Source organism: Sulfitobacter sp. KMM 9851 (assembly GCF_057178245.1).
This window is the reverse complement of record NZ_CM169991.1, coordinates 3,512,131-3,523,907: the sequence shown is the minus strand read 5'-3', so window position 1 is coordinate 3,523,907 and position 11,777 is coordinate 3,512,131. Positions and strand designations below refer to the sequence as shown.

Genomic DNA, 11,777 nt, shown 5'->3' with positions numbered 1-11,777 from the left:
AGATGGAAACACATTCTCACATCCCCCGCCTCGCCTTTAGCGCCAAAGAAACTGCCGACATGATTGGTGTGAACTACCAAACGATCCTCGCGGAAATCCGCGCCGGGCGTTTGGTTGCGCGCCGAGTCGGCAAGGAATATCGTATTCATCGCGACAACATCGATGAGTATCTGAAATGCCCAGGCCAAGAAAACCAACCCGCCTCGGAATGGACCCCAAGACAGGCGATTGGCGCATCTTCAAATCAAATGGCAAACGCCTTAGGCTCGGACTTCGAGGGGAGGCTTCTCGCGAAGCTGCGGAGAATGAATTCGCCGACGAACTGATCAGAGAGCGGCTTGGATCTTCTGCGCCGCGCACGACAGATAAGACGCCCGTCATGGACTTGGTCTATCGCTACGCGGGGGCCAAAGCAGACGACGTTGCAAAGCCGCAACTGCTTGCTGATGCCATCGAGGCATTGTCACCTTTTTGGGGAACTAAGACGGCAGCTGATATCAATCGAGAGTCGTGCGCAGACTACACCAAGTGGAGGATGAACGGCGGGTTGCGGAAGCACCATTTGAAGACGCGAGACACATCGATGTCGAAGCAGAAAACCTCGCGATCAACGGCGCGGCGCGACCTAACTACTCTCAGAGCCGCCGTTGCCTTTGCGCAGGCAGACGGAATTCTTCTCGGCACCATGCCAAAAGTTGTCTTGCCAAATGAGACGCCCGCACGCGACCGGTCCCTTACCCGTAGTGAAGCGGCTAAGATCCTGCGTGAGCTGTGGCGAGGCGCACCCACGAGGGCTCGTAATGGAACCTTGCACCGCTCACCAGGAAAGACCAGGCATGCTGCACGTATGTTTCTACTGCTCCTCTATTCCGGATCGCGATTTGCAACAGTCTCAAAGACTAAGCGAAGAAAACGCGCTGACGGGCCGTGGGTCGATATGCAGAATGCAATCTGGTATCGGCGCGGATCGGAAGAGCAGATCACCAAGAAAAGGCGTGATCCGCATAGGATTCCCGGTAAAATCATGCTGGCGTTGGAGAGATGGGAGCGCCTCTTTCCGGATCAAGAGTATGTGGTGGAACACCCGCGGAATCCTGGGAAGCCAATTGGCGATATCGGTCAAGCGATAGATGGCGCATGCAAGCGCTTAGGTATCAAGCGGATTACAACTCACGGCCTAAAGCACACAGCGATCACACTTTACATTTCAGGTGGCGGTGATCCGATGCTCGCGGCCGAATATTTCAGCACGACTTACGAAACCATCAAGAAGAACTACCTTCATCTGCACCCTGACTATCAGGAGGATGCGATGCCCGGGGTCAGTCAGCTTGGAAAGCGCCCGGAACGAAATGGAACGAAACGACGCAAAAAGAGCCAAAATGGGACGAAATAAGCTGAGAACTTTATACGTAAGTTATTGAATTATAATTTTATTATGGTGTGTCCTGCACACTCCTAAGGGGCAGGTTATTGGTTCGAATCCAATCGGGGTCACCACCGTTTAATGCTTTTCGCGCGCACGAACTATGCGGCAGCGCGTTACCCGTTCAATACCCAGGGGCTTATGATATGGCTTAGCGGCGCAGAGTTCCCCGTCATCGGGTGATTAAGCGGCGTGTTCGCCTTCTTTTACACTTTCCGACAGGCCGCGTGTCGCGTCTTGCGCGGATTGCGATAGGGCGCGGATGTCTGTGCTGATTTGCGTAAAACCGCGGCCCGCGTCGCCGACGCGCGCGGCTTCGACACTGGCATTGATGGAGATAAAGAAGATTTGCTTGCTGATGCGATCAAGCCCCTCAATAGCTTCTCGTGCGCGGCTGGTTTGCAGATTATGCTGATCCAACGTATGGCCAAGATAGATGCTGCGAAAGGCGTTTAGACCGGCGTCGATGGCGGGCATGGTCTGCTCTTGGATATGGGTCAGCAGGGTGGCGGCGCGTTCTGGCGTCAAGACACCAGACAGCGCCGATTGCAGCGTTTTCGTCAATTGGTCGATGGAATCCGCCGCAAGGGGGAGCGGCGCCAATTGTTCGGTGCTGGGGCGGATGTTGCGATTTTTCAGCAGATCCTGCGCGCCCCGGCGCAGCATGGCGCTGGCGCGTTTCAGGCCGTCGACATCCACGTCGGTCAAAGGTGTGTCGCCTGCGACAAGCGCCTGGCAGACCAAGGTTTGCCCCTGCCAGAGCGCCGGTAATACGGCGTTGTCCAATAGGACGATTGGGTCTTCAGACCATTTCGATTGCGATGCCATAGCTGCCCCTGTTGCGAATTCAGGGGCAAGCTATCAGTTAAGTGTCAACGGAAGCTGAACGTCACAGGCTCGCGTCGAGAGCGGCGAGAATGGCGTCGCCCATGTCGGAGGTCGAGATCGGCGTGCCGCCTTCGGGCCCCATCAGATCGGCCGTGCGCGCGCCGTCAGCCAGCACCTGCTCCACGGCATTCTCCAGCCGCGTCGCCTCGTCCCCTTTGTCAAAGGAATAGCGCAGGGCCATGGCAAAGCTGAGGATACATGCGATCGGATTGGCCTTGCCCTGACCCGCGATATCAGGGGCCGAGCCGTGAACCGGTTCGTACAGCGCCTTGGGGCGGCCGTCGGCATTGGGTGCGCCGAGGCTGGCCGAGGGCAACATACCCAGAGAGCCGGTCAGCATCGCAGCACAATCCGACAGGATATCGCCAAACAGATTGTCCGTCAGAATCACGTCAAACTGCTTGGGTGCGCGCACAAGTTGCATCGCGCCATTGTCTGCGTACATATGGCTGAGGTCGATGTCGGGATAGTCGGTGTCGCGCACCTTTTGTACGACCTCGCGCCACAGGATGCCCGATTCCATGACATTGGCCTTTTCCATCGAACAGACCTTGCTGCCCCGACGCCGAGCAAGTTCAAAGGCCGAGCGCGCAACGCGGTCGATCTCGCTTTCGGTATAGCGCTGGGTGTTGATGCCGACACGTTCGTTGCCTTCTTCGAAAATACCGCGCGGTTCGCCGAAATAAACGCCGCTGGTCAATTCTCTGACGATCACGATGTCCAGGCCCGCAACGATGTCTTTCTTAAGGGACGAAAAGTCTGCAAGCGCGTCGAAACATTGCGCCGGACGCAGGTTGGAAAACAGATCCATTTCCTTGCGCAGGCGCAGCAGGCCGCGTTCAGGTTTGACGCTGAAATCCAGATCATCGTATTTCGGGCCGCCCACGGCGCCCAGCAGCACCGCATCGGCGGCCAGTGCTTTGGCCATCGTGTCATCGTGCAGCGGTGTGCCGTGTTTGTCATAGGCAGCACCGCCGACCAGATCCTGCTCCACATCGAAGGCCAGATCCCGTTTGGCACCGAACCAGTCGATCACGCGGGTTACCTGCCCCATCACCTCGGGGCCGATGCCGTCGCCGGCAAGGATAAGCAATGTTGGGTTGGCCATTGGATGTCTCCTGAATTTACTGTCGCAAGCGGCGTAGCCTGCGGGCCTCACAGGGTCAAGAAGTGCTGCAAATTTACCCCTGCAATCGCGCGCCTACCTGTCCAGATCTACCCAGATCAGCGCGTGTCGGCTGGCAGGGTCACTGACTTGCCAGTGTATGCCGCTATCAACCACGCGCCAATCTGAGGAGGGCAGAATGTAATCCACCCGCATCGGTCCGGTTTGATCCCACGAGACCGTCGCCTGATCCGGCAGCGGGTCTTGCAATGCTGGGTTGCCGAGCAGTGCGGTGATCGCCGCTCCGCGCCCGTCGCCGCGCGTGGGGTCAAGGTTGGCATCGCCCAGCAGGATGAATTGCTGCACGGGCGGTTGGCCGATAGTGCCGGCCAGATGCTGCGTCCAAAAGGTGACCTCGTCATGGTTGCGTTTGCCGTTGCGGTCTTCTGGCCCATCAAAAACCGGCGGCGTGGCATGAAAAGTCAGAAGGGTGACGGTGCCCAGATCGGGCACGTCGATAGGCACGCTCCAATGGCCGTTGGTGGACAGGCGCTGTATCGCAAGCGCGTCGGTGCTGGGAAAGCGTCCGGCAGCGGTATAGGGCAGCGATGCGCCGGGCAGGTCGCGCCAGAGCAGCGCAGAAAAGTCCTGCACCGCCGCCGTCTGCACAGGGTAGCGCGACAGGATCGCCATGGCCCCTTGACCATAGAAACTCCCATACCCCTGCGCATCTCCTGGCCCCCCGAGCCTGCCATCGCCATCCAAATCGAAATCTGTCATTCGCCCGGCGTTTGGTGGCGCGGCATAGCGGTGGGGGTAAGGTGCGCCTGCAGCGCTCAGCGCGTCGGCCAGGGCGCTGAGCGCGCTCAGCTCAAGATCATAGTCGACGCCTTGCAAGGTAATTACGTCGGGCGATATTTCTGTGATGCTGCGGACGACGGCCATCACCTTCGGATCATCGCCGCGCAGGATATCGCGCAGCAGCAGGCCGGGGCCGTCGCGGGACAATTCGGTGTTGAAAGTGGCGACACGCAGTGGGTCGGCAGCGGCGCCTGTGCCCAGCAGGGCCAGAAGCGCGGCGCAGATCAGGCCGCTTGCAAACCTGCTTGCGCGTCGGCGTAGGCGCGGCGGCGTTTGTCCTGGATCATCTCGGCGACACGGCTCATCGCGATGCCGCGCATGATCATGCTGGCGGGAAGAAAGGCCCATGCGCTTATTGTCCAAATCAGGGTTTGCGGATTGCTCAGCGTGATTGGGTCTACCAGATCGGCGGCGGCCTTGACCACTGCGGGGATGATGAAAGGCAGCAAGAAGCCCAGCGTGATGTTCACCCGCGCATCGCGTTGCAGCCGATAGAGCACGTCGCCCCCGGCGGTCGGGTCAAACAGAGGCAGGTTAACCCATACGTTGAAGGCACCCTGACGCGCAGGCCAACCCAGGAGTCGCACGAGCACTACAAAGGCGGCCATCGCCACGAGCGAGACCAGATAAGCAAGCCCTGCCGCCGTTCGCACTGTGTTTACAAGGCTTGCAGGCGCGTCTTCCGGGAGCATTAGGACAATCAAGCGCACCGGTGAATAGGGGAAATCAATGGCATTACCGATGATCGTACCGATTGACGTCAAAGCCCCGGTCAGCACCGACGGATCTGTCTGGCCTCGGGTGATGGCAGACAGGATGAGAACGGTCACGAACAGGCAGATAAAGCGGAGGCGGTTGAACGGCGGTGCCTCGCGAAATTCGACAATGCTGGGAAAGTTGGAGTTGTATTCGACAAACGTCAGAAAGGCGGCCAGGAGGGCGACTAGCACAGTGATCTGGCTGGAGTCAGCAGCCACGCCGGGCAGGAAGAGCGCCGGTGTTGCAATCAACAACGCCACCAAAAGGCCACGCGTTGCCGCGCCTGTCATCCGTCCAATCACTATTCTGCCCTTCCAAACTGGCCAGCCGCGATGCATTGCCGCGTGCTTGTTCCAACTTGTTTTCCCCGTGGTGCGGGGCTTGCCTCATTATTGCCCAATTTGTGCCTTCTTTCATCTCATTGCTCAAGGCTGTTAGTTAACAAGACGTAAAGGTTTGGGCATTTTGAAGGTGGGGGTGGTGCGTTCTTGCATCTATTTGATGGCGGAATGATGGCAGACCGCAACATCTTGTGGGCGGGGCAGAAACGTCCACAAGCGCGCGCCCAGCCTGATCATTTTAGGCTGGGCGACGGCTTAACAATTTATCAAACCCAAGGGCGGCTTTGGGCGAGGGTAGATTCGTAGCTGTCGATGTTCGCGGCCTTTTCCATGGTCAGGCCGATGTCATCCAGACCGTTCAAAAGGCAGTGCTTTTTGAAGGCATCCACTTCAAAGGAAAAGGTCTCGCCGTCCGACGTCGTGACCGTCTGGGCCTGAAGATCAATGGTCATGCGGGCGTTGGCGCCGTTTTCGGCGTCTTTCATCAGCACGTCCACCTGTTCCTGCGGCAGGGCGATTGGCAAGATGCCGTTCTTGAAACAGTTGTTGTAGAAAATATCCGCAAAGGACGGCGCGATGACGCAGCGGATGCCGAAATCCTTGATCGCCCAAGGCGCGTGTTCACGCGAGGAGCCGCAGCCAAAGTTATCGCCTGCCACCAACACTTCGGCATCACGGTATTGCGGTTTATTCAGCACGAAATCAGGCAGTTCCTGCCCATCGTCGCCATAGCGCATTTCATCAAACAGGTTCACGCCAAGGCCTGACCGCTTGATCGTTTTCAAAAACTGCTTGGGAATGATCATATCTGTGTCGATGTTGATCATCGGCATCGGGGCGGCGATGCCTGTAAGGGTGTCGAATTTGTCCATCTTAATGAACTCCTAATTTCCGACCACTAAATCTAGTGGTCTTTAAGGAAAGGTTAAATGTCACACGATGTACACCGGGCGTACACCGCGCGTGCATACGCAAACTACATCATGTCCCGAACATCGGTCAGATGGCCGGTGATCGCCGCCGCAGCCGCCATCGCAGGTGACATCAGGTGGGTGCGTCCGCCCCGACCCTGACGGCCCTCGAAGTTGCGGTTGGACGTGGCGGCACAGCGTTCGCCGGGGGCCAGTTGATCGGGGTTCATGGCAAGGCACATGGAACAGCCCGCCAGACGCCATTCAAAGCCGGCCTCCTTGAAGATATCGGCCAGCCCTTCTTCTTCGGCCTGTGCGCGCACAAGGCCCGAGCCGGGCACGATCATTGCGCGCAGACCGTCCTTGACCTTTTTGCCCTTGAGGATCGCGGCGGCGGCGCGCAGGTCTTCGATGCGGCCATTGGTGCACGAGCCGATAAACACGGTGTCGATCTTGACCTCTGACAGCGGCTGACCGGGGGTCAGGCCCATGTAGTCAAGCGCGCGCTGGGCGGCTTCGATCTTGCCACCTTTGAAATCTGCGGCGGCAGGGACATTGGCTGTGATCGGCAGCACGTCTTCGGGCGAGGTGCCCCATGTGACCACGGGCGCGATATCTTCGCCCTTGAGGGTGATCACCTTGTCCCAATGGGCGTCATCATCGGAATAGAGGGTTTTCCACCAGGCAAGTGCCGCTTCCCACTGGGCGCCTTTGGGGGCGTGGGGGCGACCCATGCAATATTCAAACGTCTTTTCATCTGGCGCGATCAGGCCCGCGCGCGCGCCGCCCTCGATCGCCATGTTGCAGACGGTCATGCGGCCTTCCATCGACAAATCGCGGATCGCTTCGCCGCAGTATTCGATGACATAGCCGGTGCCGCCAGCGGTGCCGGTAACGCCGATGACGGACAGAGTGATGTCTTTGGCCGTGACGCCGGGGCGCAGTTTGCCGGTGATTTCGACCTTCATGTTCTTGCCCTTGCGCTGGATCAGCGTTTGGGTGGCAAGAACGTGTTCAACTTCGGAGGTGCCGATGCCGTGGGCCAGCGCGCCGAATGCGCCGTGGGTCGATGTGTGGCTGTCGCCGCAGACCACGGTCATGCCCGGCAGGGTCCAGCCCTGTTCAGGCCCGATGATATGCACGATGCCTTGGCGCACGTCGGACACAGGGTAATAGTGGATGCCGAAATCGCGGGCGTTCTTATCGAGCGCTTCGACCTGGATGCGGCTGTCTTCGGTCATGGTGGCGGCATTGGCGCGGTCCAGCGTGGTGGGCACGTTATGATCCGGCACGGCGATAGTTTTATCAGGCGCGCGCACGGTGCGGCCCGTCATGCGCAGCCCTTCAAAGGCCTGCGGGCTGGTGACCTCGTGTACAAGGTGGCGGTCGATATAAAGCAAGCAGGTGCCGTCGTCGGCCTCGTGGGCGACATGGGCGTCCCAGATTTTATCGTAGAGTGTCTTGGGGGACATGATGGTCCTCTCCCGTTGTTTGGAAAATTTTGGGGTGGTGGGCGTGTGGGTGGGCTTAGCCCCGCGCGAGCACGCTGTGCGTCGCCCCGAAGAAGCGTTCGCGCAGGCGCGCGCGGTCGTCCAGATCAAACACCAGTATCATGGGGGGATGGATATAGAGCCTTGCTGAGTCTCGCAAGGTGTCGTTGTGGATAAGGGGTGGATAGGGCCAGCGGCTGCCCGTCGCACCGGGGCTGCGCCGTGAATGATAGCATGCCTTTGGCGTGACGGGTGGCGATTGGATGCTGAGGGCCAGCGCTTGCCCGTGGGGTGGCGATTAATTCGGCTGATCCGTCCCACTTAATGGTGCAACCTTGGCGTGACTTATCAAACTTGATCCTAGCCTATCTAAATCGCCTCCCCGTGGGGCGGGCAGGCGATGGCCCGGCGCGCTGTGCGCTTGATTCCGGGCTGAGTGGTAGTATGGGCGTTGATGAGGGCGCGGGGGTGAAGGTGTGCGGAAAATCGCCTCCCGTCGCACCGAAGGTGCGCCTTAATTAAACGGCGGGCAGGCGATGGCCCGGCGCCTGCAGCTTGATTCCGGGCGGGTGGCAGTATGGGCGTTGATGAGTGCGCGCGGGTGAGGGTGTGCGCAAAATCGCCTTCCCGTCGCACCGAAGGTGCGCCTTAAATCAAACGGCGGGCAGGCGATGGCCCGGCGCGCTGCGCGCTTGATCCCGGGCTGTGGTGGCAGTGTGTCGGGGCTGGGGTGCCCTGTGTGCCAACTTTGGTTAATGCTCACCACCATTTGCGTGACCTTGCATCGCACTGCGGGCCATAGCGGCGCGGTCATAGCCGGTATCAGGGCTGTGGGCCTGATGAGTCTGTACCGGGGTTCGGCGCACGCGCCGCCAGCGCCAGATGACAAAGGCCAGAACACAGAGCGCGAAGGCAATCAAAATGGCTTTGATAACAGTCATCAGCGCATCAGGACTTGAGCGTTCTTGCTCTTTAACATCGTGCGATTGATTTCGTCCTGATCATAGTCCGGTCCGGGGCTGTGGGCCTGATGTGTCTGCACAGGGCGGTTGCGGGCGCGCCGCCGCCAGCGCCAGATGACAAAGGACACCACGGCCAGAAAGAAGGCGACCCATATCATTTGGATAACAGTCATCATAGTAGCCTTTGCGCGTGCATCTTGGCTGGGCCGTCGCTGTTGCGGCTCTCCATTTCCATGCGGGCGACCTCTATCGGATCATAGCCCGGTCCGGGCCTGTGCGGCGCATGAATCTGTTCGGGCGCGGGCGGTTGCACGCCGCGCGCCCGCTTTTTGCGCCAGATCACAAAGGCAATCACGCAGATAAAGAAGACCAGAAAGATGGCGCGAGAGGCGGTCATGGGCGGGCCTTTGACATATTATGCTTTGGCATGATGCAGCATGGCGGCTGCAAAGTCCAACTTGGGGTTGAAAGATATATGCAGGAATTGCGCTGTCTGGTTCCGCGCAGGGCGGTCTTTCTTGCCCCGGCGGGGTTGCTGTGCAAGTTTTGAGTATTGATCAGTAAGGGACGTACATGACCCCGCAGACCGATCCTTTTGTGGATTTTCTCGTATCGCTTCAAATCCTGTTTGCCGGAGTATGGGGCTTTGCCCAAAGCATCGTCTCCCCCGGTTGGCGGCAAAATCAAATCATTATCGTGGTTGTGCTGGTGATTGTGGCCTGGGGCCTGCACCGGGTCAGCGGCACGTTGTTGCAGAACTGGGTCCGGTCGCGCGAAGGCTGGTCGAAGTGGCAGTTGCGGGTGGTGGTGCAGGTCAAGCGGCGGCTGGGGTTGATGTGGTTCGCGGTGCTGGCGGGTGGGGTGTATCTGGTGATGCAGAACCTGACCTGGCCGTCGCGGTCCTATTTGATCGGGCTGGCGGCAACGCTGGCGGCGGTGTTGGTTGGCATTGCCTTTGCGGTGCGGCTGGTGCGCAACCGCCCCTTGCGGCGGTTGGTGACATGGGGGCTGTGGATTTATGCCACCCTGTATTTCCTGAATGTCGCTGATGAAGTGTCGGTATTTCTAGATGGTCTGGCGCTGACGATTGGTGATTTCCGCCTGTCGGTGCTGAAAATCATCACGGCGGTGGTGATCATTGGTGTGCTCTTTACCGTGGCGCGGCTGATAAGCACGACCACCGCTGCGAATATCCGCAAGAACGAGGATATCAGCCCGTCGATGCAGGTGCTGGCGGTCAAGGGGTTGCAGATAACTCTTTACGGTGTCGCCTTTTTCATGGGCGTCAAAGCGGTGGGGATCGATCTGACCGGGCTGGCGGTGCTGTCTGGTGCCATTGGTGTGGGTCTGGGTTTTGGTCTGCAAAAGGTGGTGTCGAACCTTGTGTCGGGGGTGATCATCCTGCTGGATAAGTCGATCAAGCCGGGGGATGTGATTTCACTGGGCGAGACCTTTGGCTGGATACAGACGCTGGGCGCGCGCTATGCCTCGGTGGTCACGCGCGACGGCAAGGAATACCTGATCCCGAATGAGGATCTGATTACCGGTCAGGTGGTGAACTGGTCGCATTCCAATGATTTCGTGCGGTTGGATATCTATTTTGGCACAGCATATGGCGACGATCCGCATGTGGTGCGCAAGTTGGCGATCGACGCGGCCAAGAGCGTGGACCGGGTGCTGAGCTTTAAGGCGCCGGTCTGTCATATCGTGGGTTTTGGCGACAGTTCGGTGGATTACATCCTGCGGTTCTGGATCAAGGACCCGACCGGCGGGCTGACCAATATCCGTGGTAACGTCTATCTGGCGCTGTGGGATACGTTCAAGGAAAACGAGATTTCGATCCCCTTCCCGCAGCGCGAGGTGTTGATGCTGGAGGACAGCAAGCTGTCGCTGGCGCGGCAAAGGGCGGCGGCGGACCTGCCCGATTGAGGGTTCGTTCTGGGCAGGCCACACCGGCCTGAAGTCTTGCATAAAACGGGGTTTTTCGCCGCCGTTCATGTTGTGTAAATGGATTCATTGAATTGTCGTGCCGGCGCTGTTAAATTGAGCACGTCCGGCACCGGGACAAGCGTTCAGCATAGGCGGTGCATCACGAAGGAGGACGATGTCCTGTCTCTTAACGTTGACGCAGCCCGCGCTGTGGATCATGGGGTGGCGATGACAGCCACCCAGCAAATCGCAAACAGCGAAGACCTGCTTGCGCTTATCCTCACCTCACTTGATGACGACAAGGCCGAAGAAATCGTGCAGATTGATCTGCGCGGCAAAACGGCCATGGGCGATTACATGGTGATCTGTTCCGGTCGGTCGACACGGCAGGTTTCGGCAATTGCCGAAAAGCTGGCCCAGACCGTCAAGGATGCCACTGGCCGCACGGCCAAGACGGAAGGCAAAGAAACTGGCGACTGGGTGTTGATCGACACCGGTGACGTCATTGTGCATGTGTTCCGCCCCGAAGTGCGCGAATTCTACCAGTTGGAAAAGATGTGGCAGGGCGGCGATACGCCATCGACTGTCGCCCAGAACTGACGCCGCGCGGCGGCTGATGCGGGTTCATATCTGTGCCATGGGGCGGCTGCGTGCCGGCCCGGAAAAATCACTTGTCGATGATTATCTCACACGGTTCGACAGAACCGGGCGCGCGCTGGGCCTTGGCCCTGCGCGCCTGTACGAGTTGGAAGACAAGAAAAACGGCGGCATGGCGGCAGAGGCTGTGTTGCTGCGCCGCGCCATCCCGGCGGGCGCGGTCATTTGTGTTTTGGATGAGCGTGGCAGGGTGGAAGCCTCGCCTGCATTTGCCCGCCGTCTGGGCGACTGGCGCGATGCCGGGCGCGGTGATCTGGCGCTGATTATCGGCGGGGCTGACGGTATCGACCCCAGTCTGCGGGCCGAAGCTGACCACGCCCTGTCATTTGGCAAGATGGTCTGGCCGCATATGCTGGTGCGTGTGATGCTGGCCGAGCAGCTATACCGCGCGGCGTCCATCCTGTCGGGCGGGCCGTACCACCGGGATTAACCGCATAGCAATATGACC

At 59.2% G+C, this 11,777-nt stretch carries 14 protein-coding genes; 5 read left to right on the top strand and 9 right to left on the bottom strand.

Annotated elements, in window-relative coordinates:
• Positions 1-2: 2 nt before the first annotated feature.
• Positions 3-326: a helix-turn-helix domain-containing protein gene (locus tag AC1965_RS17520; RefSeq protein ID WP_483885110.1), complete on the top strand. Its 324-nt coding sequence runs from the start codon at positions 3-5 to the stop codon at positions 324-326.
• Between the two features lie 53 nt (positions 327-379).
• Positions 380-1,396, top strand: a complete 1,017-nt coding sequence (locus AC1965_RS17515; protein ID WP_483885109.1) for a hypothetical protein — start codon at positions 380-382, stop codon at positions 1,394-1,396.
• 213 nt (positions 1,397-1,609) lie between these two features.
• Here AC1965_RS17515 and AC1965_RS17510 read toward each other — a convergent pair whose 3' ends face one another.
• The 9 genes from AC1965_RS17510 to AC1965_RS17470 form a co-directional block, all read right to left on the bottom strand.
• Positions 1,610-2,254, bottom strand: a complete 645-nt coding sequence (locus tag AC1965_RS17510) for a methyl-accepting chemotaxis protein (RefSeq protein ID WP_483885108.1) — start codon at positions 2,252-2,254, stop codon at positions 1,610-1,612.
• 61 nt (positions 2,255-2,315) lie between these two features.
• Positions 2,316-3,422: a 3-isopropylmalate dehydrogenase gene (gene leuB, locus AC1965_RS17505; protein ID WP_483885107.1), complete on the bottom strand. Its 1,107-nt coding sequence runs from the start codon at positions 3,420-3,422 to the stop codon at positions 2,316-2,318.
• A gap of 93 nt (positions 3,423-3,515) precedes the next feature.
• Entirely contained in the window at positions 3,516-4,508 is a 993-nt protein-coding gene (locus AC1965_RS17500; protein ID WP_483887079.1) for an endonuclease/exonuclease/phosphatase family protein, read from the bottom strand.
• Positions 4,505-5,329: a hypothetical protein gene (locus AC1965_RS17495; RefSeq protein ID WP_483885106.1), complete on the bottom strand. Its 825-nt coding sequence runs from the start codon at positions 5,327-5,329 to the stop codon at positions 4,505-4,507. Before AC1965_RS17495 ends, AC1965_RS17500 begins: the two co-directional genes overlap by 4 nt.
• A gap of 317 nt (positions 5,330-5,646) precedes the next feature.
• The gene (gene leuD, locus AC1965_RS17490) at positions 5,647-6,252 is read right to left on the bottom strand and encodes a 3-isopropylmalate dehydratase small subunit (RefSeq protein WP_483885105.1); all 606 of its coding nucleotides are present in this window, start codon (positions 6,250-6,252) and stop codon (positions 5,647-5,649) included.
• Between the two features lie 104 nt (positions 6,253-6,356).
• Complete coding sequence (gene leuC / locus AC1965_RS17485; RefSeq protein ID WP_483885104.1) at positions 6,357-7,763, bottom strand: 3-isopropylmalate dehydratase large subunit; 1,407 nt, start codon at positions 7,761-7,763, stop codon at positions 6,357-6,359.
• Between the two features lie 770 nt (positions 7,764-8,533).
• Entirely contained in the window at positions 8,534-8,722 is a 189-nt protein-coding gene (locus tag AC1965_RS17480) for a hypothetical protein (RefSeq protein ID WP_483885103.1), read from the bottom strand.
• Positions 8,722-8,916: a hypothetical protein gene (locus tag AC1965_RS17475; RefSeq protein ID WP_483885102.1), complete on the bottom strand. Its 195-nt coding sequence runs from the start codon at positions 8,914-8,916 to the stop codon at positions 8,722-8,724. Before AC1965_RS17475 ends, AC1965_RS17480 begins: the two co-directional genes overlap by 1 nt.
• Positions 8,916-9,140 carry a hypothetical protein gene (locus AC1965_RS17470; RefSeq protein WP_483885101.1) on the bottom strand — a complete coding sequence of 75 codons (225 nt, stop codon included), beginning with the start codon at positions 9,138-9,140 and terminating at the stop codon, positions 8,916-8,918. Before AC1965_RS17470 ends, AC1965_RS17475 begins: the two co-directional genes overlap by 1 nt.
• Positions 9,141-9,316: 176 nt before the next feature.
• Here AC1965_RS17470 and AC1965_RS17465 point away from each other — a divergent pair, with 176 nt between their 5' ends.
• The 3 genes from AC1965_RS17465 to rlmH all read left to right on the top strand — a co-directional run bounded on the left by AC1965_RS17465 (position 9,317) and on the right by rlmH (position 11,759).
• Positions 9,317-10,672: a mechanosensitive ion channel family protein gene (locus tag AC1965_RS17465; RefSeq protein ID WP_483885100.1), complete on the top strand. Its 1,356-nt coding sequence runs from the start codon at positions 9,317-9,319 to the stop codon at positions 10,670-10,672.
• 228 nt (positions 10,673-10,900) lie between these two features.
• Positions 10,901-11,272, top strand: a complete 372-nt coding sequence (rsfS, locus tag AC1965_RS17460) for a ribosome silencing factor (RefSeq protein ID WP_483885099.1) — start codon at positions 10,901-10,903, stop codon at positions 11,270-11,272.
• Between the two features lie 16 nt (positions 11,273-11,288).
• Positions 11,289-11,759 carry a 23S rRNA (pseudouridine(1915)-N(3))-methyltransferase RlmH gene (gene rlmH / locus AC1965_RS17455; protein WP_483885098.1) on the top strand — a complete coding sequence of 157 codons (471 nt, stop codon included), beginning with the start codon at positions 11,289-11,291 and terminating at the stop codon, positions 11,757-11,759.
• The last annotated feature ends 18 nt before the right edge of the window (positions 11,760-11,777 follow it).